The sequence below is a fragment of the Enterobacter cloacae complex sp. ECL411 genome (genome assembly GCF_021869665.1).
In the GTDB taxonomy this organism is placed as follows: Bacteria; Pseudomonadota; Gammaproteobacteria; order Enterobacterales; family Enterobacteriaceae; genus Enterobacter; species Enterobacter intestinihominis.
This window is the reverse complement of sequence record NZ_CP091486.1, coordinates 4213716-4238774: the sequence shown is the minus strand read 5'-3', so window position 1 is coordinate 4238774 and position 25059 is coordinate 4213716. Positions and strand designations below refer to the sequence as shown.

Sequence of the window (25059 nt, the reverse complement as noted above, 5' to 3'; positions counted from 1 at the left end):
AGGTTTCTATGACGTCTTTGTATCTTGCCTCCGGTTCTCCGCGTCGCCAGGAACTGCTCGCGCAGTTGGGTGTATCCTTCGAACGCATCGTTACCGGTATCGAAGAAAAACGAGCTGAGGGCGAAAGCGCTCAGCAGTATGTCTCCCGTCTGGCGCGTGAAAAAGCGCAGGCGGGCGTTGCATGCGTGCCGCGTGACTTACCGGTGCTGGGGGCCGATACCATCGTCATCCTCAATGGTGAGGTGCTTGAGAAACCCCGCGACGCAGACCATGCTGCGCGGATGCTGCGTAACATGTCCGGACAAACCCATCAGGTGATGACGGCGGTAGCGCTGGCAGACAGCCAGTACGTTCTGGATTGCCTTGTGGTAACGGAAGTGACGTTCAGAGTCCTCACCGACGAGGAGATCGCCGGCTATATCGCCAGCGGTGAACCTATGGATAAAGCAGGTGCATACGGTATTCAAGGGTTGGGTGGCTGTTTTGTCAGGAAGATAAATGGCAGCTATCACGCCGTAGTCGGCTTACCGCTGGTGGAAACGTATGAGTTGCTGAGCAATTTTAACTCACTGCGTGAGGGAAGGGATAATTATGACGGCTGAATTGTTGGTAAACGTAACGCCATCGGAAACCCGTGTGGCCTACATTGATGGTGGCATTCTTCAGGAAATTCATATTGAGCGTGAAGCGCGGCGCGGAATCGTAGGCAATATCTACAAAGGTCGTGTCAGTCGTGTACTGCCGGGTATGCAGGCGGCTTTTGTAGATATTGGGCTCGATAAAGCGGCGTTTTTGCACGCCTCCGACATCATGCCGCATACCGAATGCGTGGCAGGCGAAGAGCAAAAACAGTTTGCCGTGCGCGACATCTCTGAGCTGGTGCGTCAGGGCCAGGATCTGATGGTGCAGGTGGTAAAAGATCCGCTGGGCACCAAAGGCGCGCGTCTGACCACCGACATCACCCTTCCTTCACGTTATCTGGTCTTTATGCCGGGGGCGTCGCACGTCGGCGTGTCACAGCGTATTGAGAGCGAAAGCGAGCGTGAACGCCTGAAAAAGGTGGTCAGCGCCTACTGCGACGAGCAGGGCGGGTTTATTATCCGTACCGCAGCGGAAGGGATCAGCGAAGAAGACCTGGCCTCGGATGCGGCCTATCTGAAGCGCGTCTGGACCAAAGTGATGGAGCGTAAAAAACGCAACCAGACCCGCTACCGGCTATACGGTGAGCTGGCGCTCGCTCAGCGCGTATTACGTGATTTCGCCGATGCGCAGCTCGACCGCATCCGCGTGGACTCCCGTCTGACGTACGAAGCCTTACTGGAGTTCACCGCCGAGTACATCCCGGAAATGCCGGGGCTGCTGGAGCATTACACCGGACGCCAGCCGATATTTGATCTCTATGACGTTGAAAACGAAATCCAGCGTGCGCTGGAGCGTAAGGTTGAGCTGAAATCGGGTGGCTATCTGATCATCGATCAAACCGAAGCGATGACCACCGTCGACATCAACACCGGCGCGTTTGTCGGCCATCGCAACCTCGATGACACCATCTTTAATACCAATATAGAAGCGACGCAGGCCATCGCACGCCAGCTTCGCCTGCGTAATCTGGGCGGTATTATCATCATCGACTTTATCGATATGAATAATGAAGACCACCGCCGTCGCGTGCTGCACTCCCTGGAGCAGGCGCTGAGTAAAGATCGCGTGAAAACCAGCATCAATGGCTTCTCGCAGCTCGGTCTGGTGGAAATGACCCGGAAACGGACCCGCGAAAGCGTGGAACATGTCCTGTGTAATGAGTGTCCAACCTGCCATGGACGCGGAACGGTAAAGACGGTGGAGACGGTCTGCTACGAGATCATGCGTGAGATTGTCCGTGTCCATCATGCCTACGACTCAGACCGTTTTCTGGTCTATGCTTCCCCTGCGGTGGCGGAGGCCCTGAAAGGGGAAGAGTCGCACGCGCTGGCGGAAGTGGAAATCTTTGTCGGCAAACAGGTAAAAGTGCAAATTGAGCCGCTCTATAACCAGGAGCAGTTTGACGTCGTCATGATGTAAACGCAGTTCGCTGCGAGATTTAAGGCTGACAAGGAGAGACGCGTGAGGCGATTGCCGGGGATTTTACTGCTTACAGGGGCAACGCTGGTCGTGATTGTCGCGTTGCTCGTGAGCGGGCTGCGTCTCGCCTTGCCGCATCTGGACAGCTGGCGGCCGCAGATCCTGGCAAAAATCGAATCTGCCACCGGTCTGCCGGTGGACGTGAGCCATATCGAGGCAAGCTGGCAGAACTTTGGCCCGACGCTTGATGCGCGGGATATCAGCGCCAGCCTGAAAGATGGCGGCCATCTTAAAATCAAACGCGTCACCCTGGCGCTGGATGTCTGGCAAAGCCTGCTGCATCTGCGCTGGCAGTTTCGCGATCTCACCTTCTGGCAACTTCAGCTGATGACCAACACGCCGCTGCAAAGCGGCGACAGCGATCGTGGGCTGGAAACCAGCCGTATCAGCGATCTCTTCCTGCGTCAGTTCGATCATTTCGATCTCCGCGACAGCGAAGTGAGCTTTATAACCCTTTCCGGACAGCGCGCTGAGCTGGCGATCCCACAGCTGACCTGGCTAAACGGGAAAGATCGCCACCGCGCCGAGGGGCAGGTGAATCTCTCCAGCCTGAACGGGCAGCACGGCGTTATGCAGGTGCGGATGGATCTGCGCGACGACAATGGCCTGCTGAACAACGGCAGGGTGTGGCTACAGGCGGACGACGTGGACGTGAAGCCGTGGCTGGGTGAGTGGCTACAGCAGAACATGCAGCTGGAAACCGCGCGCTTCAGCCTGGAAGGCTGGATGACCCTGACGAACGGGGCGTTCGCCAGCGGCGATATCTGGCTTAAGCAGGGGGGCGCGAGCTGGAAGGGGGAAAACCATCAGCATCAGCTTTCCGTCGATAACCTCACCGCACACGTGACGCAGGATAAAGGCGGCTGGCAGTTCGCTATTCCGGATACGCGCATCTCCATGGATAACAAACCCTGGCCGCGCGGCGCACTGACGCTGGCGTGGATGCCGGAGCAGGACGTCGGCGGTATAAACGGTAAACGCAGCGATGAGCTGCGTATCCGCGCCAGTAACCTGGATCTGACGGCGATCGAAGGGTTGCGTTCAATGGCCGCAAAACTCTCCCCGGAGCTGGGCGAAATCTGGCTGGCGACGCAGCCGAGCGGGCAGATAAACCGGCTGGCGCTGGATATTCCGCTCCAGGCCACGGAAAAGACGCGTTTTCAGGCGGCATGGAAAAATCTCGCATGGAAACAGTGGAAGCTGCTGCCGGGTGCCGAGCACTTCAGCGGTAAACTGGAAGGAAGCGTGGAAAACGGCAGGCTGACGGCAGAAATGCAGGAAGCAAAAATGCCGTACGAAACGGTCTTCCGTGCGCCACTGGAGATCGAAAAGGGAAACGCCACTCTTAACTGGCTGAAGAATGACAAAGGTTTTCAGCTCGATGGTCGCGATATTGATGTAAAAGCCAAAGCGGTACATGCCCGCGGTAATTTCCGTTATCTACAGCCTGAAGGCGATGAGCCGTGGCTGGGCATTCTGGCGGGCATCAGCACGGATGATGGTTCGCAGGCGTGGCGCTACTTCCCGGAAAACCTGATGGGGAAAGCGCTGGTAGACTATCTCAGCGGCGCCATTCAGGGCGGTCAGGCGGATAACGCCACGCTGGTCTACGGCGGCAATCCGCACCTGTTCCCGTATAAGCATAACGAAGGCCAGTTCCAGGTTCTGGTGCCGCTACGCAACGCCACCTATGCCTTCCAGCCGGACTGGCCCGCGCTGAAGAATCTGAATATCGAACTCAACTTCCTGAATGACGGCTTGTGGATGAAGACGGACAGCGTTGCGCTGGGCGGCGTAACGGCAAGCAACCTGACGGCAAACATCCCGGATTACTCCAAAGAGAAACTGCTGATTGATGCGGATATTAAGGGGCCGGGTAAAGCGGTTGGCCCGTATTTTGAAGATACGCCGCTGGATGACTCCCTGGCGGCCACTCTCCAGCAGTTGCAGTTAGATGGTGATGTGAATGCTCGCTTACATCTGGATATCCCGCTCGACGGTGAAATGACCACCGCCAAAGGCGACGTTCGTCTGAACAATAACAGCCTCTATATCAAGCCGCTGGACAGCACGCTGAAAAACCTTAGCGGTCAGTTCAGCTTTGTTAACGGCAATCTGAAAAGTAAGCCGCTGAAAGCGACCTGGTTCAATCAACCCGTCAATATCGATTTCTCCACCACCGAGGGCGACAAAGCCTACCAGGTGGCGGTCAATATGGACGCGAACTGGCAGCCGTCACGCATGGATGTTCTGCCGAAGCCGATTGAGAATGCGGTGGACGGCGCGGTGTCATGGAATGGCAAGGTCGCCATCGATCTGCCTTATCATGCCGGTGCGCGCTATAACGTCGACATTACGGGCGATCTGAAAAACCTCAGTAGCCAGCTTCCCGCACCGCTGAACAAGAAAAGCGGTGAAGCACTGCCCGTCAACGTAAAGGTTGCGGGCAACCTTAACAGCTTCGATTTAACCGGAAACGCTGGCGGAACAAACCACTTCAACAGCCGCTGGCTGCTTAACCGCAAGCTGACGCTGGACAGGGCGATCTGGACGACGGACAGCCGTACCACGCCGCCGCTGCCGGAGCAGGCGGGCATTGAACTGAATCTCCCGCCGATGGATGGCGCAGAGTGGCTGGCACTGTTTCAGAAAGGTGTCGGGCAAAACGTAGATCAAACGGCGCAGTTCCCCCAGTCCATTACCTTGCGCACGCCTGCGCTGACGCTGGGTGGGCAGCAGTGGAATAACCTGAGTATTGTCTCCCAGCCGACGGTGAACGGCTCAAAGGTCGAGGCGCAGGGGCGTGAAATTAACGGTTCGTTGACGATGCGCGATAACGCGCCATGGCAGGCGGCTATCCGTTATCTCTATTACAACCCGACCTTTACGGCGTCTAAAACACAGTCGACAAGTACGTCTCCTTTCAGCAGCAGTGGAACGTCGCGCGTGGATTTCAGCAACTGGCCCGATCTCCAGCTGCGCTGTGCGGAGTGCTGGCTGTGGGGACAGAAATATGGCCGTATCGACGGTGATTTTGATATTCAGGGCAATACGCTGAGCCTCTCTGGTGGGCTGGTGGATACCGGCTTTGGCCGCATGACCGCCGCTGGCGAGTGGGTGAACAAACCGGGTGAACAGCGCACCTCGCTGAAGGGCGATATTAAAGGCAACAAGCTGGACTCCGCGGCTAACTTCTTTGGGATCAGCACGCCGCTTCGCGGATCGTCCTTCGATGTGAATTACGATCTGCACTGGCGCGCGGCACCGTGGCAGCCGGACGTTGCCTCGCTGAACGGTATCCTCAGAACCCGTTTTGGTAAGGGACAAATTGCCGATGTTAGCACCGGTCATGCAGGGCAAATACTGCGCCTGCTGAGCTTTGACGCGCTGCTGCGCAAGCTGCGCTTCGATTTCAGCGATACCTTCAACGACGGTTTCTATTATGACTCCATTCGCGGAACGGCCTGGATCAAGGACGGCGTGATGCATACCGATGATACGCTGCTGGACGGCCTGGAAGCGGACATCGCCATGAAAGGATCAGTGAACCTCGTGCGCCGGGAGCTGGATATGGAAGCGGTTGTTGCCCCGGAAATCTCCGCTACAGTGGGTGTTGCTACCGCTTTTGTGGTCAACCCGATAATCGGCGCGGCGGTATTTGCCGCCAGCAAAGTGCTGGGGCCGCTCTGGAGCAAAGTCTCGATTCTGCGCTACCGCATTACGGGCCCAATCGATAAACCGCAGATTAATGAAGTGCTGCGCCAGCCGCGCAAAGAAGCACAGCAATGATTTGACGTGGGCAGGTAATTGCCTCACTCTCAATAATATTGATTTTATACCGCCACTGGCGGCAACGAACGAGTAGCAATACGATGAGTCTGAACCTGGTAAGTGAACATTTGCTCGCAGCGAACGGCCTGAGCCATCAGGACCTGTTCTCCATTCTTGGTCAACTGACCGAACGCCGCCTCGACTACGGCGATCTCTATTTCCAGTCGAGCTATCACGAATCCTGGGTTTTAGAAGACAGCATCATTAAAGATGGTTCTTATAACATTGACCAGGGCGTCGGCGTGCGCGCCGTCAGCGGCGAAAAAACCGGTTTTGCTTATGCAGACCAGATAAGCCTGGCCGCGCTGGAGCAGAGCGCGCAGGCGGCGCGAACCATTGTGCGTGATACTGGCGACGGTCGCGTGAAAACCCTGGGTGAAGTGCAGAACGCTGCGCTTTATACCAGCATCGACCCACTGCAAAGCATGAGCCGCGAAGAGAAGCTGGACATCCTGCGTCGCGTGGACAAAGTGGCTCGCGCGGCGGATAAACGCGTGCAGGAAGTTTCTGCCAGCCTGAGCGGTGTTTATGAACTGATCCTGGTGGCGGCGACGGACGGTACGCTGGCCGCCGACGTGCGTCCGCTTGTGCGCCTCTCTATCAGCGTGCAGGTGGAAGACGACGGCAAGCGCGAGCGCGGCTCAAGCGGTGGCGGCGGTCGTTTTGGCTACGACTGGTTCCTCGGCGACGTTGACGGCGAAGCGCGCGCGGATGCGTGGGCAAAAGAAGCCGTGCGCATGGCGCTGGTCAACCTGTCTGCCGTGGCGGCACCTGCCGGTACGCTGCCGGTGGTTCTGGGCGCAGGCTGGCCTGGCGTGCTGCTGCACGAAGCGGTCGGTCACGGCCTGGAGGGGGATTTCAACCGTCGCGGGACGTCCGTATTCAGCGGTCAGATGGGGCAGCTTGTCTCCTCCGAACTGTGTACCGTGGTGGATGATGGCACCATGCTCGACCGTCGCGGCTCGATTTCTATCGACGATGAAGGCACGCCGGGCCAGTACAACGTGCTGATCGAAAATGGCGTACTGAAAGGTTACATGCAGGACAAGCTTAACGCGCGTCTGATGGGCGTTGCGCCAACGGGTAACGGTCGTCGCGAATCCTACGCGCACCTGCCGATGCCGCGCATGACCAACACCTACATGCTGCCGGGTAAATCCACGCCGCAGGAGATTATCGAATCCGTTGATTACGGTATCTTCGCGCCGAACTTTGGCGGCGGCCAGGTGGATATCACCTCCGGTAAATTTGTCTTCTCTACCTCAGAGGCGTATCTGATTGAGAAGGGCAAAGTGACCAAAGCGGTAAAAGGGGCGACGCTGATCGGATCCGGGATTGAAGCAATGCAGCAGATCTCCATGGTCGGTAACGATCTGAAGCTGGATAACGGCGTGGGCGTCTGCGGCAAAGAAGGTCAGAGCCTGCCGGTAGGCGTGGGCCAGCCAACCCTGAAGGTCGATAACCTGACGGTGGGCGGCACGGCGTAATTTTTTCATTTTCCCCTCACCCTAACCCTCTCCCCAACGGGGAGAGGGGACTGCTCCGTGCTGTCTTTTCTCCCTCGCCCCTTTGGGGAGAGGGCCGGGGTGAGGGGGGAGGCCTACTCTTTCCTTCTTCCCCGCATCCCCTGAAACAGCTCTGCCACTTCCACAAAATAGTCCGTCAGATAGTTAATACAGACCTGCACCTTCAGCGGCAGCTTGTCCTTTTCGGTATAGAGCGCGTACACCGGGCGCGGATCCGACTGGTAGCGCGGGAAGAGGATCTCCAGTTCGCCGCTGTTGATCTCGTTGATCACCCACATCAGCGGCACGTAGGCGATCCCGGCCCCGGCCACCAGCCAGCGTGAGATGGTCATCGGATCGTTGGTCACGAAGCGGCCTTCAGGCAGCAGTTTGGTGGAAAGCCCTTCTGGCGCGATCAGTTCAAATTCGTTATCTGGGCGAACGCTGTATTCCAGCCACGAGTGGTTGCTCAGGTCGGCAGGTTTTTCCGGTACGCCATACTGTGCCAGATAGCTTTTCGAAGCGCAGACCACCATCGGCATGCTGCCCAGTCGACGCGAGAACAGGCTCGAGTCCTGCAATGCGCCAACGCGGATCACCACGTCTAACCCATCGGCAATCAGATCCGGTGCCGGAATACCCGTTACCAGATTAACGGTTAAACCGGGATACTCTTTCAGCATTTCCGCCGTCATGGCAGCGAGAACATTTTGTGCCATAGTTGAAGAACACCCGATACGCAGCGTGCCGATAGGCGTGTTGTTAAAGGCGTAGAGCTGCTCGTGAACATCCTGCACTTCATGCAGCATTCGACGGCAGCCCTGATAGTAAATTTTACCCGCTTCCGTCAGCCCAATGCTGCGGGTGCTGCGGTTGAGCAGCTTCACCTGGAGCTCATCTTCCAGTTTTGACACTGTCTGGCTAATGGATGAGACGCTCATTTGTAGCTGACGTGCTGCGGCGGTAAAAGAGCCTTGCTCAACCACTTTCGCAAAGACGGACATGCGTTTTAGACGTTCCATTATTCACTCTGGCTTAAAAGTGATTTAGATCACATATGATAGATAACAGCATAACAGTTACGTTAATATATTATTAATTACATAACGGCTGCGCCACTCTCGCCCGGCAATTCATGCTCTCCTGCGGCGGCGTGAGCTTAATAATCCAGTAACCTGCATCTCTTTAATCAAGGTCAACATGAGTCTGTTTCCCGTTATCGTGGTGTTCGGTCTGTCGTTCCCACCGATATTTTTCGAGCTTCTTTTATCACTGGCGATCTTCTGGCTGGTGCGCAAGGTGCTGGTCCCTACCGGGATTTATGATTTCGTCTGGCATCCTGCATTGTTTAATACCGCGCTGTATTGCTGCCTGTTCTATTTAATATCGCGCATGTTTGTCTGAGGTTGATGTGAAAACGCTAACAAGAAAAATCTCCCGCACTGCCATCACTATGGCGCTGGTCATCCTGGCGTTCATCGCTATTTTTCGCGCCTGGGTTTATTACACCGAATCCCCGTGGACGCGCGATGCGCGTTTCAGCGCGGAGGTGGTCGCGATAGCGCCCGATGTCGCCGGTCTCATTACGGCGGTCAATGTCCACGATAACCAGCTGGTGAAAAAAGATCAGGTACTGTTCACTATCGACCAGCCGCGCTATCAAAAAGCGCTGGAAGAAGCGGAAGCCGACGTAGCGTATTACAACGCGCTGGCCGCTGAAAAACGCCGTGAAGCAGGACGTCGTAACAAGCTGGGCATCCAGGCCATGTCCCGGGAAGAGATTGATCAGTCCAATAACGTGCTGCAAACCGTGCTGCATCAGCTGGCAAAAGCGCAGGCGACGCGCGATCTGGCGAAGCTCGATCTGGAACGTACCGTTATCCGCGCCCCGTCCGATGGCTGGGTAACCAACCTCAACGTCTATGCGGGTGAGTTTATCACGCGCGGCTCTACGGCCGTGGCGCTGGTGAAACAGAACTCTTTCTACGTCCTCGCCTATATGGAAGAGACCAAGCTGGAAGGTGTGCGTCCGGGCTATCGAGCCGAAATCACGCCGCTCGGCAGCAACCGGGTCCTGAAAGGAACCGTGGACAGCGTGGCCGCGGGGGTGACCAACGCCAGCAGTACCAATGATTCAAAAGGGATGGCGACCGTCGATTCTAACCTCGAGTGGGTTCGTCTGGCGCAGCGCGTACCGGTACGCATTCGTCTGGATGAGCAGCAGAGCAACCTCTGGCCCGCAGGCACCACGGCGACGGTAGTGATCACCGGTGAAAAAGACCGTGATGCCAGCCAGGATTCTATCTTCCGTCAAATCGCCCATCGCCTGCGCGAGTTTGGTTGATCGCTATGGGCATTTTTTCCATAGCCAGCCAGCACATCCGCTTCGCCGTGAAGCTGGCATGCGCCATTGTGCTGGCGCTGTTTGTTGGCTTCCATTTCCAGCTTGAAACGCCGCGCTGGGCTGTTCTGACCGCCGCGATCGTCGCCGCCGGTCCTGCCTTCGCGGCGGGTGGCGAGCCTTACTCCGGGGCAATTCGCTATCGCGGGATGCTGCGTATTATCGGTACCTTTATCGGCTGTATCGCCGCCCTGACCATTATCATCCTGATGATCCGCACGCCGCTGCTGATGCTGATTGTATGCTGTATCTGGGCGGGTTTTTGCACCTGGGTCTCTTCGCTGGTGAAGGTGGAGAACTCGTACGCCTGGGGCCTGGCGGGATATACCGCGCTGATTATTATCATCACCATTCAGAGTGAACCGCTGCTTGCTCCGCAGTTCGCCGTGGAACGTTGCAGCGAGATTGTCATTGGTATCGTCTGCGCGATTGTCGCCGATCTGCTTTTCTCTCCGCGATCCATCAAGCAGGAAGTCGATCGTGAGCTGGACGCGCTGATTGTTGCCCAGTACCAGCTTATGCAGCTGTGCATTAAACACGGCGACAGCGAAGAGGTCGACAAGGCCTGGAGCGCGCTGGTGCGCCGCACGCAGGCGCTGGAAGGGATGCGCAGTAATCTCAATATGGAGTCTTCCCGCTGGGAGCGTGCCAATCGTCGTCTGAAAGCGATCAATACCGTCTCGTTAACGCTGATCACCCAGGCGTGTGAAACCTACCTGATTCAGAACACTCGCCCCGAAGTGGTAACGGATACCTTCCGCGAACTGTTTGATGAGCCTGTGGAGACAGTGCAGGACGTGCATCGACAGCTTAAACGCATGCGTCGTGTGATTGCCTGGACGGGCGAACGGGATACGCCAGTCACCATTTATACCTGGGTTGGCGCCGCAACGCGCTACCTGCTTCTGAAACGCGGCGTGATTAGCAACACCAAAATCAGTGCGGCGGAAGAAGAGGTGTTACAGGGCGAAGTGGTGATCAAACCGGAATCCGCCGAGCGTCATCATGCGATGGTTAACTTCTGGCGTACCACCCTGGCCTGTATACTCGGCACGCTGTTCTGGCTGTGGACCGGCTGGACGTCCGGCAGCGGCGCGATGGTGATGATTGCCGTCGTTACCGCGCTGGCGATGCGTCTGCCCAACCCGCGCATGGTCGCTATTGATTTTCTGTACGGCACCATTGCGGCGTTACCCATTGGCGCGCTCTACTTCCTGGTAATCATCCCCTCGACGCAGCAAAGCATGCTTTTGCTCTGTATCAGCCTGGCGGTGATGGCGTTCTTTATCGGGATTGAGGTACAAAAACGCCGTCTGGGATCGTTAGGTGCGCTGGCGAGTACGATTAACATCCTCGTGTTGGATAACCCGATGACCTTCCATTTCAGCCAGTTCCTGGATAGCGCATTAGGCCAGCTGGTGGGCTGTTTCCTGGCGATGATGGTGATCCTGCTGGTGCGGGATAACTCTCAGGCGCGGACAGGGCGCGTGCTGCTCAATCAGTTTGTGTCGGCCGCCGTATCGTCCTTGACCACCAACACCGCGCGGCGCAAGCAGAACCACCTTCCGGCCCTTTACCAGCAACTGTTCCTGCTGTTGAATAAATTCCCGGGCGATGTCGCTCGCTTCCGTCTGGCGTTAACCATGATTATCGCGCACCAGCGTCTGCGGAACGCGCCAGTGCCGATCAACGACGATTTGTCCGCTTTCCACCGCCAGCTACGGCGAACGGCGGACCATGTGATATCGGCATCCAGTGATGACAAACGTCGCCGCTACTTTAAGCAACTGCTGGAGGAGCTGGATATCTACCAGGAGAAACTGCGATTCTGGGAAGCCCCGCCGCAGGTTACCGAGCCGGTAGAGCGGCTGGTGTTTATGCTGCACCGCTACCAGAATGCGCTGACAGACAGCTAACGAAGAGAAAACCGACGCCAAAAGCGTCGGTTTTTTTGTGGCTATACTTATTCTTGCAGGTTCAAACATTCAGGAAGGGAGGACACATGACAACCCAGGCTCTTCAGGACAGTATTCTTTTTCAGACCGGGTATCTGGTTAACGGTATCTGGAAAACACTCGACACCACGTTTGATGTGCTAAACCCGGCCACGGGCGAGGTGGTTGCGAAAGTGGCGAAAGCAGGGAAAGCCGAAACCGAAGAGGCCATTGCGGCCGCGACGAAAGCCTTTCCCGCATGGCGCGCAAAAACGGCAAAAGAGCGTTCCACGATCCTCTATCGCTGGTATGAACTGATTATCGAGAACAAAAGCTGGCTCGGGCGGCTGATGACCACCGAGCAGGGCAAGCCGCTGAAAGAGGCTGAGGGCGAGGTGGACTACGCTGCCAGCTTTATTCAGTGGTTTGCGGAGCAGGCCAAGCGCGCTAACGGTGAAATCATTCCTCCGGTTAAACCCGGCTCCCGTATTCTGGCCACTCGTGAACCTGTTGGGGTGGTTGCTGCTATCACGCCATGGAATTTCCCGATGGCTATGCTCACCCGTAAGCTCGGCCCGGCGCTGGCAGCAGGATGTACCGGCGTCATCAAGCCTGCAAACAACACGCCGCTGAGCGCCTTTGCGCTGCTGACGCTGGCGAAGCAGGCCGGTGTGCCGGATGGTGTGCTGAATGCGGTCGCGGGGAGCACCTCAGAAATTAGCGACGCCATTATGGCCAGCCATGACGTGCGCAAAATCTCGTTTACGGGGTCAACCGCCGTCGGGAAAACGCTGGTTCGCAATTCCGCTGAGACCATGAAAAAGGTATCGATGGAGCTGGGCGGCAATGCGCCGTATATCGTTTTCGAGGACGCGGATATTGAGGCCGCCGTCAAAGGCGCCATCGCCAATAAATTCCGTAACGCCGGGCAGGTCTGCGTCAGCGTAAACCGTTTCTATATTCAGGAGACGGTCTATGACAAGTTTGTCAATCAGCTTGCCGATGCGGTGAAGGCGCTGAAGGTGGGTAACGGTCTGGACGAGGGCGTCGTTGTCGGCCCGCTGATTGAGCCTTCGGCTGTCGAGAAAGTCCGTGAGCACGTCGAAGATGCGGTAGCGAAGGGGGCCACGGTGCTGGCTGGGGGTAAACCGCACGAACTTGGCGGCAACTTCTGGATGCCAACCGTACTCGGTGACTGCCATGAAGGCATGAAGCTGGCAGAAGAGGAGACCTTTGGTCCCGTTGCCGCCTGCTTCCGCTTCACGTCGGAAGACGAAGTGGTTATGCGCGCTAACAATACGCCTTACGGGCTGGCGGCCTACTTTTATACCCAGAATCTCTCGCGTGTGTTCCGCGTCTCACAGGCCGTTGAGAGCGGCATGATCGGAATTAATGAATGTGCGGTCTCGACCGAGCTGGGTCCGTTTGGGGGCGTAAAAGAGTCCGGGCTGGGACGCGAGGGGTCCGTGCTGGGGCTGGAGGAGTTTCTGGAAGTTAAAACCCTGCATATCGGGGGCTTATAATAGACAGGGCGGCATCTGCCGCCCGCCTGTACCGGGTGGCTGGCAATGAAAATTTATACCTTTGATTTTGACGAAATTGATAGTCAGGAAGACTTCTACCGCGAGTTTATCCGGGCGTTCGACCTGGAGCGGGGCAGCGTAAACAATCTTGATATGCTGTGGGATGTGGTTACCGGCGACAGGCTGCCGTTACCGCTGGAGATCGAATTTACCCATCTGCCTGAAAAACTGCGCAGACGCTTTGGCGCATTGATTTTATTGTTTGATGAAGCGGAGGAGGAGCTGGAAGGGCAACTGCGTTTCAACGTGCGCCAGTGATAAAAAAGCCCCTGACCGGGAGGTCAGGGGCAAGTCGTATGATGAGATACGACGAGGGTTTATTTGTACAGTTCTGCGGTAGCGTGCCAGTGGTCGCCACTGCGCGCTTCGATGATGCGATAAGATGACGCACCCTGTTCTTCCGCTTTTTTGTTCAGCATTTCGTGCATGTCCATCGGAGAAGTACCGATGGCACCAACAGAAACGGTCCCGATAGCCTGACGGGATTGTGCCTGTTCGGCGTTAATAGTGTCGGCTGCAAACGCACCGAATGACAGGACTGACAGTACGCTCAGGGCAGCTACAGTGGTTCTAATTTTCATGATTATTTACCTCGTCAATTATTTTACTGGGGTCTTTGTTCTGTGACCCTCATCACAAAATCAAGTATACACTAATCACGCAAAAAATTAATACCAGACTAATGGTTTCGCCTGTTATTACGTGTTAAAAACATCATTTTTTATAACGGGAATGAATAAAAAAGGGCGTTACTCTGCAGGTGTTATGATTTTTTCTTATTTAAATCAATTGGATAGGTGGCTTTGATTTTTAGTGCGATTTTAAGGCAGATCATTCACTGAATGAATGTTAACAGGCGGTAAAAAGCACTATTTGCAAAAGCAGCAGGCAGAGAAAAGCAGGGTAAAACGAGGCGGCCGCAGAATGATCCCCGCAGCCAGGCGCTACGGGGCAGAAGATTACAGCTCCTGTTCGAACAGGACCAGAATCGCTTCGTAGAGGTCTTTCACCGAGAAACCATTTGCCGGGGTCGTAAAAATGGTGTCATCACCGGCGATGGTCCCGAGGATCCCCTCTGCTTTACCCAGCGAGTCCAGCAGGCGGGCAATCAGCTGGGCTGCACCCGGGCTGGTGTGGATCACGACCACGGCATCGTTATAGTCGATGTCCAGAACCAGGTTTTTCAGCGGGCTGGAGGTCGTTGGCACGCCAAGTTCAGCAGGCAGGCAATAAACCATCTCCATTTTGGCGTTGCGCGTACGCACTGCACCAAACTTGGTTAACATGCGGGAGACCTTCGACTGGTTGATGTTGTCGAAGCCTTGCTCCTGCAACGCCTGAACAATTTCTCCCTGAGAACTGAATTTCTCTTCTTTGAGTAGCGCTTTAAACGCTTTAACTAATTCTTCTTGCTTAGACGAGCTTCGCATAAGTCACCCGGAATATGACGATAGAAACAACATTATTATGCATGTGGATGAATTTTTATGCAAATTATCTACCTGGCACCAGGCTGAAATAATGTTATGAAAGGGAGAGATTTTATCAGATTTCGTTATCAGAAAACATGCCTGGGTCACGCCGCGCAAATAAGCTTAAAAGTAAATTAAATGTTATCAAAATGATGTTGTTTTGGTGGCGTGGCAGGGTGTATTGTAACCCCCTCTTAATTCGTTGTTGCCCACAGCCTGATAGCATTCGGGTGAAGGTCAAAGACGTGCGACCTCAAATTCTTTAGCGATGAAAATTGTAATTAATGACGTGCTGAATTATGGTCGCCGCAACGGAGTTACAGATACTTAAGTTAACCATAATAAGGAGTTTAGGATGAAAGTCGCAGTCCTCGGCGCTGCTGGTGGTATCGGCCAGGCGCTTGCCCTACTACTGAAAACCCAACTGCCTTCAGGCTCAGAACTCTCCCTGTACGATATTGCTCCGGTAACCCCAGGTGTGGCGGTTGACCTGAGCCACATCCCGACAGCTGTGAAAATCAAAGGCTTCTCCGGTGAAGATGCGCGTCCTGCGTTGCAGAATGCCGATGTGGTGCTGATCTCCGCGGGTGTTGCACGTAAACCGGGTATGGATCGTTCAGACCTGTTCAACGTCAACGCGGGCATCGTGAAAAACCTGGTTCAGCAGATCGCTGAAACCTGCCCGAAAGCGTGCATCGGTATCATCACCAACCCGGTGAACACCACCGTTGCCATCGCAGCAGAAGTGCTGAAGAAAGCGGGCGTTTACGACAAGAACAAACTGTTCGGCGTAACTACGCTGGATATCATCCGTTCCAATACCTTCGTGGCTGAGCTGAAAGGCAAGCAGCCAACGGAAGTGGAAGTGCCGGTTATCGGCGGACACTCTGGCGTGACCATCCTGCCTCTGCTGTCGCAGATCCCGGGCGTGAGCTTCACCGAGCAGGAAGTGGCTGACCTGACCAAACGTATTCAGAATGCAGGCACCGAAGTGGTGGAAGCGAAGGCGGGTGGCGGTTCTGCAACCCTGTCTATGGGCCAGGCGGCGGCGCGTTTCGGCCTGTCTCTGGTTCGCGCGCTGCAGGGCGAGAAAAACGTGGTTGAATGCGCTTACGTAGAAGGCGACGGTGAACACGCGCGCTTCTTCTCTCAGCCGCTGCTGCTGGGTAAAAACGGCGTTGAAGAGCGTAAGTCTATCGGCACGCTGAGCGCGTTTGAGCAAAACGCGATGGAAGGCATGCTGGATACGCTGAAGAAAGACATCACGCTGGGCGAAGAGTTCGTTAACAAGTGATCTTGTCCCGGTAAAAAAAACGGAGCGCTAAGCTCCGTTTTTTTATGCCCGTCAGTTAGTGGCCGGGTATTCCTGGATGGTGACCTGAATTGTGAGCTTCTTGTCATTACGCATGACTTCTACGGGGATGATAGAGCCCGGTCGAATTTCCGCCACCTGGTCCATCGTTTCCAGCGCAGAGACCGCCGGCGTGCCGTTGACGGAAAGAATAACGTCGTTCACCTGGATACCTGCATTGGCCGCCGGGCCGCCAGGTGCCACTTCGTTGACCACAATCCCCTGGATCTGATCGATACCACCGCCCTGTGTATGCATCGGCGCGATTTCACGCCCGCCAATACCGATGTAGCCACGGATCACGCGGCCATCGCGGATCAGCTTGTCCATGATCTTGGTCGCCAGCTGGAACGGAATGGCAAAGCCAATCCCTTCCGGTGTTTCACCATCGTTGCTCTTGTCGAAGGAGAGGGTATTAATGCCCATCAGTTCGCCCAGAGAGTTCACCAGCGCACCGCCGGAGTTACCGTGGTTGATCGAGGCATCGGTTTGCAGGAAGTTCTGCCGCCCTGACGGGTTCAGTCCAATTCGACCTGTCGCGCTGATGATCCCCTGAGTGATGGTCTGGCCCAGGTTGTACGGGTTACCGATCGCCAGCACCACATCGCCGATGTGCGGCGTTCGTTTGCGATTAATCGGGATAGTCGGCAGACCGCCCGTGGCGTTGATCTTCAGCACCGCCAGATCGGTCAGGCTGTCCGACCCCACCAGCAGGGCTTCAAACACGCGGCCATCCTGCAAGGCGACGATAATCTGGTCGGCATCGTTGATCACGTGTTTATTGGTGATGATGTAACCCCGGTCATCCATGATCACACCGGAACCGAGCGTGCGGATCTCCAGCTGGTTATGAGCGGAACTGTTAAGCCCGCGGTTATAGACGTTAACCACGGCGGGGGCGGCACGGCGTACCGCCTGATTGTACGTTGCAGGCGTTTCATCCGTGCTGTCGAACTGAGGAGCCGACAGTTTGTTGAACTGGCGTAAAGATGGCATAGCCACCAGCAGCAGACCGGCAACGATCAAACCAATGACAATTGAACGAAAGAGCTTTAAAAGCATGATGCGTGTGTCGTTAAAAAAGGAACGGTTTGCAGCATAACATGAGTTATCCGGACATCACACGCAGCGGCGATGCCCGGAGTCGCAAATGGTTAACGCAGTAAAATGTAGAGGGTGTCGTTGCCACGGATAATTTGCAGGGCAATGACCGCCGGTTTACTCTCCAGCACCTTGCGCATTTCGGCAATAGACTGCACGCGAGTGCGGTTCACGCCCACGATCACGTCGTCCTGATGCAAACCTGCCTGCGCGGCTGGACTGCTTTTCTCAACGGCAGTGACAGAAATGCCTTTCGTGCCGTCTTTAAGCTGACCGTCGCTCAGCGTTGCGCCCTGTAGCGCCGGGGAGATCTGTTCTGCACTGGCGGAAGAGGAGGTGCTCTTGTCCAGTGTCACTTCCACGGTCAGCGGTTTGCCCTCGCGGATCAGGCCCAGCTTCACTTTAGCGCCAGGCTCCGTGGTGGCAATACGCGAACGTAATTCAGCGAAGCTGCTCAGCGGTTTATCGTTCAGGCTGACAATAACGTCACCGGATTTCACGCCCGCTTTCGCAGAGCCTGAGTTGGGCAGCACTTCGCTGACAAACGCCCCGCGCTGGACGTTGAGCTTAAAGGCTTTGGCGATATCGGCGCTCATCTCCATGCCTTTAATGCCCAGCAGCCCGCGCTTAACCTCGCCAAACTGTATCAGCTGTTGAGACAGGGTTTTCGCCATGTTACTCGGAATGGCAAAACCAATTCCGATGCTGCCGCCGCCTGGTGCGAGGATAGCGGTATTAATGCCGATCAGTTCGCCGTTCAGGTTAAGCAGCGCACCGCCGGAGTTGCCCCGGTTGATGGAGGCATCGGTCTGGATGAAATTTTCCAGCCCTTCGAGATTCAGGCCGCTGCGCCCCAGGGCAGAGACAATCCCGGAGGTGGCGGTCTGCCCTAAACCGAACGGATTACCGACCGCGACGGCAAAATCACCCACGCGCAGCTTATCGGAATCGGCGATGGCGATCTGGGTCAGGTTGCTGGGGTTTTGCACCTGTAGCAGGGCGATATCACTCTGATCGTCACCGCCGATCAGTTTGGCGTCAAACTCCCGGCCATCGTTCAGCTGAACGCTGATTTTATCAGCCTGGCTGATCACGTGGTTATTGGTCAGGATATAGCCTTTGGCCGCGTCGATAATCACGCCCGAACCAAGGCCTTCAAACGGCTGAGCCTGCTGATCCGGCGCCTCTTCGCCAAAATATTTCTTCAGCTCTTCGGGAATACGCTGGCTTTGGCGTGCCGTCCCTTCCACCTGAACGCTGACTACCGCAGGCAGGACTTTTTCAAGCATCGGCGCAAGGCTGGGAATGGCTTCTTGTCCTGGCACCTGCGAAGGTAGTGCCGCACTGGCGGGGAAGGACGCCGAGAGAGATAACCCGACACTTAACGCTAAGGCGCTCAACAGCTGGTTTTTTTTCTTCATCGATGCTGACTCTCGTATCCTGGAATGAAAAAGAACGGCCCCAAAAACATCTTGATGTTATTGAATTTTCAACCGCTGAACAATGAGGTGTTTGACTAAATAATAGCTGGGGACGGGAAGAAAGGACGGGCGCATAAGGTGCGCCCGTAAAATTTATTCAGGTTGTGCGATTAATCGCGTTTTACGCCACCGCGCAGCAGGCCGGACGCGCCGTCTGAATAGTCGCGTGGCATCTGAACCGGTGCCTGATCGTTACCGGCCTCAGAGTCCGCCAGACGATTGCGGAAGGGGTTGCTCTCCGCGGTCATTTCCGGCAGCAGGCTGCTGGAGCTTTTCGCCATGTGCTGGTAGAGCTGGCGATAATCTGTCGCCATGTTGTCCAGCAGCTCAGCGCTACGGGCAAAGTGGCTGACCAGCTCTTCGCGGTATTCTTCCAGTTCGGCTTTGTTCTTTTCCAGTTCGTATTGCAGTGACTGCTGCTGACGCAATTTGCGGTTACCGAAACGCATGGCCACAGCACCAATGATGATGCCGACGACTAAACCGATTAGCGCATATTCCCAGGTCATGAACTTCTCCCGTTGTCTTGTTGTTCCGTAGGGTGTTGGCTCGGCTCCTGCCTGTGCCTGATTATGCCACTATAACCGCTATTTCCGCAGAAGTGGAATCCTGACGTATCATCGCGTAGTGTAGAACGGCCTTTTTTTCATCAGCCACGACCGCTGATGAGGTTTAACTAAAGGAATAACAATAACATCATGCAAAACCTGTCCCCATCATCGCGTTACCAACTCGCCCTGAGTGAGGGCACACACCAGCCGGATGATGTCCAGCGTGAAGCGGTAAACCGCCTGGACACGATTTACCAGGAGCTTCTGGCGAAACCCGCCGATGCGGTGCAGAGCAGTGGGCTGAAGGCGGCATTCGGCCGTTTACTGGGCAAAAAAGAGCCCACGGTAAACGCACCGGTTCGTGGCTTATATATGTGGGGCGGCGTTGGGCGGGGTAAGACCTGGCTGATGGACATGTTCTACCAGAGCCTGCCCGGCACGCGTAAGCAGCGTCTGCACTTTCACCGTTTTATGCTGCGGGTTCATGAGGAGTTGACGGCGCTCCAGGGCGAAACCGACCCGCTGGAAATCGTGGCGGACCGCTTCAAGGCGGAAACGGACGTACTCTGCTTCGACGAATTCTTTGTTTCCGATATTACGGACGCGATGCTGCTGGGGGGGCTGATGAAAGCGCTGTTTGCGCGTGGGATCACCCTGGTGACGACCTCAAATATCCCGCCGGATGAGCTTTATCGCAACGGTCTCCAGCGGGCGCGTTTCCTGCCAGCCATAGATGCCATTAAGCAGTACTGCGACATCATGAATGTCGACGCTGGCGTCGACTATCGTTTGCGCACGCTGACGCAGGCGCACCTGTGGCTTTCACCGCTGAATGCCGACACATCCCGCGAGATGGATAAACTCTGGCTGGCGCTGGCAGGGGCGCCGCGGGATAACGCGCCAGCGCTGGAGATTAATCATCGTCCGTTGCCGACGCTTGGCGTAGAGAACCAGACGCTGGCCGTCTCGTTTGCAACGCTCTGCGTGGACGCCCGCAGCCAGCATGACTACATTGCGCTTTCGCGTCTGTTCCATACCGTTATGTTATGGGATGTGCCCGTCATGACCCCTCTCATGGAGAGCGAAGCGCGCCGCTTCATCGCGCTGGTGGACGAGTTTTATGAGCGCCACGTCAAGCTGGTAGTCAGTGCCGAGGTGCCTTTATATGAGATCTATCAGGGCGAGCGCCTGAAGTTTGAGTTCCAGCGCTGCCTGTCGCGCCTGCAAGAGATGCAGAGCGAAGAGTACCTCAAGCGTGAGCATATGCCATAAATGCTACCCTCTCCCCGTGGGAGAGGGGCTGTGGGTAAGGGCACCAGGCCTTAACAAACGCTACCCTCTCCCTGTGGGAGAGGGGCTGGGGGTGAGGGCACCAGACCGCACAATACGCAACCCCGAAAAACCCATCCCAAATCACATTTAAGGGTCGATCTTTGACCTCAACTTCTCTATAATCTTGCGACCCCACGTTACGAGAAGGTTTTTTTCCCGAAACTTTCTATGTGTCGGCATGTGCTATTCGAAGGGGTAGGTTTGCCGGACTTTGTCGTGTGAACCTCAACTGACTAAACGTTTGGGTGTTCACCAACGTGTAACTTATTATTTGGGTAAGCTTTTAATGAAAACTTTTACAGCTAAACCAGAAACCGTACAGCGCGACTGGTATGTTGTTGACGCGACCGGTAAAACTCTGGGCCGTCTGGCTACTGAACTGGCTCGTCGCCTGCGCGGTAAGCATAAAGCGGAATATACTCCGCACGTTGATACCGGTGATTACATCATCGTTCTGAACGCTGACAAAGTTGCTGTTACCGGCAACAAGCGTACTGACAAAATGTACTACCACCACACCGGCCACATCGGTGGTATCAAAGAAGCGACCTTTGAAGAGATGATTGCCCGCCGTCCTGAGCGTGTGATTGAAATCGCGGTTAAAGGCATGCTGCCAAAAGGCCCGCTGGGTCGTGCTATGTTCCGTAAACTGAAAGTTTACGCAGGCAACGAGCACAACCACGCGGCACAGCAACCGCAAGTTCTTGACATCTAATCGGGATTATAGGCAATGGCTGAAAATCAATACTACGGCACTGGTCGCCGCAAAAGTTCCGCAGCTCGCGTTTTCATTAAACCGGGCAGTGGTAAAATCGTAATTAACCAGCGTTCTCTGGAACAATACTTCGGTCGCGAAACTGCCCGCATGGTAGTTCGCCAGCCGCTGGAACTGGTTGATATGGTAGAAAAACTGGATCTGTACATCACCGTTAAAGGTGGTGGTATCTCCGGTCAGGCAGGTGCGATCCGTCACGGTATCACCCGCGCGCTGATGGAGTACGACGAATCCCTGCGTTCTGAACTGCGTAAAGCTGGCTTCGTTACTCGTGACGCTCGTCAGGTTGAACGTAAGAAAGTGGGTCTGCGTAAAGCACGTCGTCGTCCACAGTTCTCCAAACGTTAATCTATTCTGCTTACGCAGAACGATTGGCGAAAAACCCGCTTCGGCGGGTTTTTTTATGGATAATGCGCAGGTTATCCACAGTAACATTTCATATATCTTCTCTTTTTCCACATTTCCGGCATCCCCTCACCACAAAGCCATCAAAATCTGGTAAACTATCATCCAATTTTATGCCCAAATATCGGTGAATACTCGATTTTTGTTCGATTCTTGAACAATGTGTTTTCTCTGGGATGGGCGATACATCATCTGGCTGGCCCCGTTGGGCTGGTAGCAGTAAAAATTCTGAATATACCTGGAGGTTTTCATGGCTGTCGCTGCCAACAAACGTTCGGTAATGACGCTGTTTTCTGGTCCTACTGACATTTATAGCCATCAGGTTCGTATCGTGCTGGCCGAGAAGGGTGTCAGTTTTGAGATCGAGCATGTGGAAAAGGATAACCCGCCTCAGGATCTGATCGATCTCAACCCGAGCCAAAGCGTACCGACGCTGGTGGATCGTGAGCTGACCCTGTGGGAATCCCGTATCATTATGGAATACCTGGATGAGCGTTTCCCGCATCCGCCGCTGATGCCTGTTTACCCTGTTGCGCGTGGTGAAAGCCGCCTGTACATGCAGCGTATCGAGAAAGACTGGTACTCGCTGATGAACGTTATCGTTAACGGTTCCTCTTCAGAAGCGGATGCTGCGCGTAAACAGCTGCGTGAAGAGCTGCTGGCGATTGCGCCGGTATTTGGTCAAAAACCTTTCTTCCTGAGCGATGAGTTCAGCCTGGTAGATTGCTACCTGGCACCGCTGCTGTGGCGCCTGCCAACCCTGGGCGTAGAATTCAGCGGTCCTGGCGCGAAAGAGCTGAAAGGCTACATGACTCGCGTATTCGAACGCGACTCTTTCCTGGCATCCTTAACTGAACCGGAGCGCGAAATGCGTCTCGGCCGAGGCTAATGACTGTGGAAATGTCACAACTTTCACCACGCCGTCCGTATCTGCTGCGCGCCTTCTATGAATGGCTGCTGGATAACCAGCTCACGCCGCACCTGGTTGTGGATGTGACGTTGCCGGGCGTGCAGGTTCCAATGGAATACGCACGCGACGGACAGATTGTACTGAATATTGCGCCACGTGCAGTGGGTAACCTGGAACTGGCGAACGACGAAGTGCGCTTTAATGCGCGTTTCGGCGGCGTGCCGCGTCAGGTTTCCGTTCCGCTGGCTGCGGTTCTGGCTATCTACGCCCGTGAAAACGGTGCAGGTACCATGTTCGAACCGGAAGCGGCTTATGATGAAGAGGTCGCCAGCCTGAACGATGATGGGACATCCGATGAACGTGAAAGCGACACGGTAATGTCTGTGATTGATGGCGATCAACCCGACCATCACGACGACAATGACCCTGATGACGATCCGCCTCCGCGCGGTGGTCGTCCGGCACTCCGTGTCGTCAAATAAACTTCATAAAGCACAATATTTTTCCGAACCTGCACAACTGTGCAGGTTTTTTTATTTTCTGCATAAAATTACTCTCTAAAAAACTTGTGTCTTTGCAAAAGATATCGGTCTATTAATTGGCATGGGATTAATCTTGTTGGGTTATTTTCTGTAGGACAGTTAAATTTATCTTCAATAATGTTTTATTTTAATTTGATTGTATCCGATATCACCCTGTGAAAATATATATGTGCGTTAACAAAAACGGATTTTCTTTTAAGGACAAATTATGAATATCACTTTTAAAAAATTATTTTCATCTGCTGCTATTTGTGCAGCCCTCGCCATGTCAAATGCACACGCTGCTAATGATGTGACGTTGAAAGTTATTGGTAATATCGTTCCTGGTTCCTGCGTACCCTCACTGCCAAACGGTGGAGTGGTAGATTATGGCACAATGCCAGCTTCTACCATCAATCCAACTGGCACGGCGAATACACTGGTTCAGTTGGGGGCTAAAAGTATTACTCTCACTATTACCTGTGACAGCGATACCAGCGTTGGGGTGACTTCTACGGATAACCGCCATGATACTCGTGTGGGCCTGGGGAGCGCCGCTTATATTGAAAATGGGTTTTTCGATAATGTAAATGCTAACGCTTCAGGAAACGCCTATGGCTTGGGTAAAACGAGTGCGGGTGTGAATATTGGCTCCTATGTAATTGCAGCAGATCCCGTTAATACAACAACAGATGGTGTTGTCGCTGATCTCATTGCAGCCACAGGTACCGATACATCAAATTATACCTGGGTAAAATCCAGTACGGGTGCTTTTGCACCAGTTAACAGTGGCACAGGCCAGACACGTGTCTTTACGGCTGCTGCATCGGGAACCACCACACCAAAAGCTTTTAAAGTTATGAATATGCCGTTACGCATTACAACTGCGCTTCAGGACAACACTGTATTGGGTACAGGCGATACTATCACGCTTGACGGTAATGCCACGCTGAGCCTTGTTTATCTTTGATATTCGTTATTGCTAAATGTTGTAGAAAATAAATCGGGAAATGAAAATAATGGAATTTAAAAAAGTACTCTCGGCAGCAACCGTCGCCGTAGCCTTCGGTTTATCCGCTTTTGCTGCCCAGGCCGCTAACGATGTTACGCTGAAAGTTGTCGGTACGATTAACCCGGCTGCATGTACGCCGACCCTGCCTGATGGCGGCGTTGTAGATTATGGAACGGTACTGAACCAAAATATTGCACCGACCGGTGCGACAAACAAGCTGGTACAATTGGGGCAGAAAAGCATCACGCTAAATATCAGTTGCGAAAGCAACATGAGCGTTGCTTTTACCTCCACCGATAACCGCCTGGACAGTCGCGTTAACCTGTCTTCAACCGCGTTTATCGCAGGTAGCGGTACGGATAAATCAGACTTCAGCAACACCGCTGGTGCCTTTGGTCTGGGTAAAACCACCGCTGGCGTGAGCATTGGTGCTTACACCGTTGCCATCAATACTGAAGCGGTCACAGCGGATGGCGCGAATGTTGACACCCTGGTAACAGGGAGCATCACTGAAGGCCAGCGTTCCTGGGAGAAAGTTGCGCCAGGCCTGGGTTACCTCTGCTCGCTTAATGGCTGCACGGGCTACCAAAAAGCGAATACCGTAGCAACAGCCGGTACCACGCAGCCAAAAGCCTTCAAACAGCTTAGCGTGCCGTTGCTGGTTACCTCTGCAGTGCAGGATAACTCGGTATTAGGTACGACTGACGTAATTACGCTGGACGGTAACGCAACCATTAGTCTGGTATATCTCTAATAATTTAACGCTTAATTAA

23 protein-coding genes are annotated in these 25059 nt (G+C 54.7%); 17 read left to right on the top strand and 6 right to left on the bottom strand.

The genetic code is table 11. The features are described 5' to 3' along the window. Positions 1 to 8: 8 nt before the first annotated feature. From L3069_RS20295 to tldD, 4 genes are all read left to right on the top strand, one after another. Positions 9 to 602, top strand: a complete 594-nt coding sequence (locus L3069_RS20295) for a nucleoside triphosphate pyrophosphatase (protein ID WP_003860403.1) — start codon at positions 9 to 11, stop codon at positions 600 to 602. Then, positions 592 to 2061 carry a ribonuclease G gene (rng, locus tag L3069_RS20290; protein WP_003860405.1) on the top strand — a complete coding sequence of 490 codons (1470 nt, stop codon included), beginning with the start codon at positions 592 to 594 and terminating at the stop codon, positions 2059 to 2061. The genes L3069_RS20295 and rng overlap by 11 nt, the downstream gene beginning before the upstream one ends. A gap of 42 nt (positions 2062 to 2103) precedes the next feature. Continuing rightward, positions 2104 to 5910 carry an AsmA2 domain-containing protein YhdP gene (gene yhdP / locus L3069_RS20285; protein WP_063135874.1) on the top strand — a complete coding sequence of 1269 codons (3807 nt, stop codon included), beginning with the start codon at positions 2104 to 2106 and terminating at the stop codon, positions 5908 to 5910. An 83-nt stretch (positions 5911 to 5993) separates the two neighbouring features. After that, positions 5994 to 7439 (top strand): metalloprotease TldD, encoded by a 1446-nt coding sequence (gene tldD / locus L3069_RS20280; protein WP_038416807.1) that lies wholly within the window; start codon positions 5994 to 5996, stop codon positions 7437 to 7439. A gap of 113 nt (positions 7440 to 7552) precedes the next feature. Here the strand turns inward: tldD and aaeR are convergent, their stop codons facing one another. Beyond that, the gene (aaeR, locus tag L3069_RS20275) at positions 7553 to 8479 is read right to left on the bottom strand and encodes an HTH-type transcriptional activator AaeR (RefSeq protein WP_022649561.1); all 927 of its coding nucleotides are present in this window, start codon (positions 8477 to 8479) and stop codon (positions 7553 to 7555) included. 178 nt (positions 8480 to 8657) lie between these two features. Between aaeR and aaeX the strand changes: the two genes are divergently transcribed. From aaeX to L3069_RS20250, 5 genes are all read left to right on the top strand, one after another. Then, complete coding sequence (gene aaeX / locus L3069_RS20270; RefSeq protein ID WP_003860416.1) at positions 8658 to 8861, top strand: p-hydroxybenzoic acid efflux pump operon protein AaeX; 204 nt, start codon at positions 8658 to 8660, stop codon at positions 8859 to 8861. Positions 8862 to 8868: 7 nt separating this feature from the next. Beyond that, positions 8869 to 9801 carry a p-hydroxybenzoic acid efflux pump subunit AaeA gene (aaeA, locus tag L3069_RS20265; protein ID WP_023298740.1) on the top strand — a complete coding sequence of 311 codons (933 nt, stop codon included), beginning with the start codon at positions 8869 to 8871 and terminating at the stop codon, positions 9799 to 9801. Between the two features lie 5 nt (positions 9802 to 9806). After that, the gene (gene aaeB / locus L3069_RS20260) at positions 9807 to 11774 is read left to right on the top strand and encodes a p-hydroxybenzoic acid efflux pump subunit AaeB (RefSeq protein WP_038416806.1); all 1968 of its coding nucleotides are present in this window, start codon (positions 9807 to 9809) and stop codon (positions 11772 to 11774) included. Between the two features lie 86 nt (positions 11775 to 11860). Next, positions 11861 to 13315, top strand: coding sequence for an NAD-dependent succinate-semialdehyde dehydrogenase (locus L3069_RS20255; RefSeq protein WP_236901895.1), 1455 nt, complete (start codon positions 11861 to 11863; stop codon positions 13313 to 13315). A gap of 45 nt (positions 13316 to 13360) precedes the next feature. Next, on the top strand, positions 13361 to 13633 hold the full coding sequence (locus L3069_RS20250; RefSeq protein ID WP_022649557.1) for a barstar family protein: 273 nt from the start codon (positions 13361 to 13363) through the stop codon (positions 13631 to 13633). A 59-nt stretch (positions 13634 to 13692) separates the two neighbouring features. On the opposite strand, the gene yhcN is transcribed toward L3069_RS20250, so the two are convergent. Continuing rightward, positions 13693 to 13956 carry a peroxide/acid stress response protein YhcN gene (gene yhcN / locus L3069_RS20245; protein WP_063135872.1) on the bottom strand — a complete coding sequence of 88 codons (264 nt, stop codon included), beginning with the start codon at positions 13954 to 13956 and terminating at the stop codon, positions 13693 to 13695. Positions 13957 to 14334: 378 nt separating this feature from the next. Then, positions 14335 to 14805: a transcriptional regulator ArgR gene (argR, locus tag L3069_RS20240; protein WP_003860428.1), complete on the bottom strand. Its 471-nt coding sequence runs from the start codon at positions 14803 to 14805 to the stop codon at positions 14335 to 14337. Between the two features lie 397 nt (positions 14806 to 15202). Here argR and mdh point away from each other — a divergent pair, with 397 nt between their 5' ends. Next, positions 15203 to 16141 carry a malate dehydrogenase gene (gene mdh, locus L3069_RS20235; RefSeq protein WP_022649556.1) on the top strand — a complete coding sequence of 313 codons (939 nt, stop codon included), beginning with the start codon at positions 15203 to 15205 and terminating at the stop codon, positions 16139 to 16141. A gap of 51 nt (positions 16142 to 16192) precedes the next feature. On the opposite strand, the gene degS is transcribed toward mdh, so the two are convergent. The 3 genes from degS to zapG all read right to left on the bottom strand — a co-directional run bounded on the left by degS (position 16193) and on the right by zapG (position 19289). Continuing rightward, complete coding sequence (gene degS, locus L3069_RS20230) at positions 16193 to 17260, bottom strand: outer membrane-stress sensor serine endopeptidase DegS (protein ID WP_003860430.1); 1068 nt, start codon at positions 17258 to 17260, stop codon at positions 16193 to 16195. A 92-nt stretch (positions 17261 to 17352) separates the two neighbouring features. Further along, positions 17353 to 18720, bottom strand: a complete 1368-nt coding sequence (gene degQ, locus L3069_RS20225; RefSeq protein ID WP_022649555.1) for a serine endoprotease DegQ — start codon at positions 18718 to 18720, stop codon at positions 17353 to 17355. A 170-nt stretch (positions 18721 to 18890) separates the two neighbouring features. After that, a complete protein-coding gene (zapG, locus tag L3069_RS20220; protein WP_022649554.1) occupies positions 18891 to 19289 on the bottom strand; it encodes a Z-ring associated protein ZapG in 399 nt (132 codons plus the stop codon). A 189-nt stretch (positions 19290 to 19478) separates the two neighbouring features. On the opposite strand from zapG, the gene zapE reads away from it, so the two are divergent. The 7 genes from zapE (at position 19479) to L3069_RS20185 (ending at position 25040) form a co-directional block, all read left to right on the top strand. Beyond that, entirely contained in the window at positions 19479 to 20603 is a 1125-nt protein-coding gene (gene zapE / locus L3069_RS20215; protein WP_038416804.1) for a cell division protein ZapE, read from the top strand. 346 nt (positions 20604 to 20949) lie between these two features. Beyond that, positions 20950 to 21378 carry a 50S ribosomal protein L13 gene (rplM, locus tag L3069_RS20210; RefSeq protein ID WP_003860434.1) on the top strand — a complete coding sequence of 143 codons (429 nt, stop codon included), beginning with the start codon at positions 20950 to 20952 and terminating at the stop codon, positions 21376 to 21378. 15 nt (positions 21379 to 21393) lie between these two features. Further along, positions 21394 to 21786, top strand: a complete 393-nt coding sequence (rpsI, locus tag L3069_RS20205; protein ID WP_003860436.1) for a 30S ribosomal protein S9 — start codon at positions 21394 to 21396, stop codon at positions 21784 to 21786. A gap of 307 nt (positions 21787 to 22093) precedes the next feature. Next, on the top strand, positions 22094 to 22732 hold the full coding sequence (sspA, locus tag L3069_RS20200; protein WP_003860438.1) for a stringent starvation protein SspA: 639 nt from the start codon (positions 22094 to 22096) through the stop codon (positions 22730 to 22732). A 5-nt stretch (positions 22733 to 22737) separates the two neighbouring features. Next, positions 22738 to 23235, top strand: a complete 498-nt coding sequence (gene sspB, locus L3069_RS20195) for a ClpXP protease specificity-enhancing factor (protein ID WP_126509619.1) — start codon at positions 22738 to 22740, stop codon at positions 23233 to 23235. 268 nt (positions 23236 to 23503) lie between these two features. Continuing rightward, positions 23504 to 24244, top strand: coding sequence for a DUF1120 domain-containing protein (locus L3069_RS20190; protein ID WP_022649551.1), 741 nt, complete (start codon positions 23504 to 23506; stop codon positions 24242 to 24244). A gap of 49 nt (positions 24245 to 24293) precedes the next feature. Beyond that, positions 24294 to 25040: a DUF1120 domain-containing protein gene (locus L3069_RS20185; RefSeq protein ID WP_022649550.1), complete on the top strand. Its 747-nt coding sequence runs from the start codon at positions 24294 to 24296 to the stop codon at positions 25038 to 25040. Positions 25041 to 25059 lie beyond the last annotated feature (19 nt).

What these genes read in the sequence shown, in the direction of transcription:
- argR (WP_003860428.1), bottom strand. Translation starts at nt 14,805, where the DNA reads ATGCGAAGCTCGTCTAAGCAAGAAGAATTAGTTAAAGCGTTTAAAGCG.
- aaeB (WP_038416806.1), top strand. Translation starts at nt 9,807, where the DNA reads ATGGGCATTTTTTCCATAGCCAGCCAGCACATCCGCTTCGCCGTGAAG.
- rpsI (WP_003860436.1), top strand. Translation starts at nt 21,394, where the DNA reads ATGGCTGAAAATCAATACTACGGCACTGGTCGCCGCAAAAGTTCCGCA.
- zapG (WP_022649554.1), bottom strand. Translation starts at nt 19,289, where the DNA reads ATGACCTGGGAATATGCGCTAATCGGTTTAGTCGTCGGCATCATCATT.
- L3069_RS20190 (WP_022649551.1), top strand. Translation starts at nt 23,504, where the DNA reads ATGAATATCACTTTTAAAAAATTATTTTCATCTGCTGCTATTTGTGCA.
- tldD (WP_038416807.1), top strand. Translation starts at nt 5,994, where the DNA reads ATGAGTCTGAACCTGGTAAGTGAACATTTGCTCGCAGCGAACGGCCTG.
- zapE (WP_038416804.1), top strand. Translation starts at nt 19,479, where the DNA reads ATGCAAAACCTGTCCCCATCATCGCGTTACCAACTCGCCCTGAGTGAG.
- mdh (WP_022649556.1), top strand. Translation starts at nt 15,203, where the DNA reads ATGAAAGTCGCAGTCCTCGGCGCTGCTGGTGGTATCGGCCAGGCGCTT.
- rplM (WP_003860434.1), top strand. Translation starts at nt 20,950, where the DNA reads ATGAAAACTTTTACAGCTAAACCAGAAACCGTACAGCGCGACTGGTAT.
- yhcN (WP_063135872.1), bottom strand. Translation starts at nt 13,956, where the DNA reads ATGAAAATTAGAACCACTGTAGCTGCCCTGAGCGTACTGTCAGTCCTG.
- L3069_RS20255 (WP_236901895.1), top strand. Translation starts at nt 11,861, where the DNA reads ATGACAACCCAGGCTCTTCAGGACAGTATTCTTTTTCAGACCGGGTAT.
- L3069_RS20185 (WP_022649550.1), top strand. Translation starts at nt 24,294, where the DNA reads ATGGAATTTAAAAAAGTACTCTCGGCAGCAACCGTCGCCGTAGCCTTC.
- L3069_RS20295 (WP_003860403.1), top strand. Translation starts at nt 9, where the DNA reads ATGACGTCTTTGTATCTTGCCTCCGGTTCTCCGCGTCGCCAGGAACTG.
- rng (WP_003860405.1), top strand. Translation starts at nt 592, where the DNA reads ATGACGGCTGAATTGTTGGTAAACGTAACGCCATCGGAAACCCGTGTG.
- degS (WP_003860430.1), bottom strand. Translation starts at nt 17,260, where the DNA reads ATGCTTTTAAAGCTCTTTCGTTCAATTGTCATTGGTTTGATCGTTGCC.
- aaeR (WP_022649561.1), bottom strand. Translation starts at nt 8,479, where the DNA reads ATGGAACGTCTAAAACGCATGTCCGTCTTTGCGAAAGTGGTTGAGCAA.
- degQ (WP_022649555.1), bottom strand. Translation starts at nt 18,720, where the DNA reads ATGAAGAAAAAAAACCAGCTGTTGAGCGCCTTAGCGTTAAGTGTCGGG.
- L3069_RS20250 (WP_022649557.1), top strand. Translation starts at nt 13,361, where the DNA reads ATGAAAATTTATACCTTTGATTTTGACGAAATTGATAGTCAGGAAGAC.
- aaeX (WP_003860416.1), top strand. Translation starts at nt 8,658, where the DNA reads ATGAGTCTGTTTCCCGTTATCGTGGTGTTCGGTCTGTCGTTCCCACCG.
- sspA (WP_003860438.1), top strand. Translation starts at nt 22,094, where the DNA reads ATGGCTGTCGCTGCCAACAAACGTTCGGTAATGACGCTGTTTTCTGGT.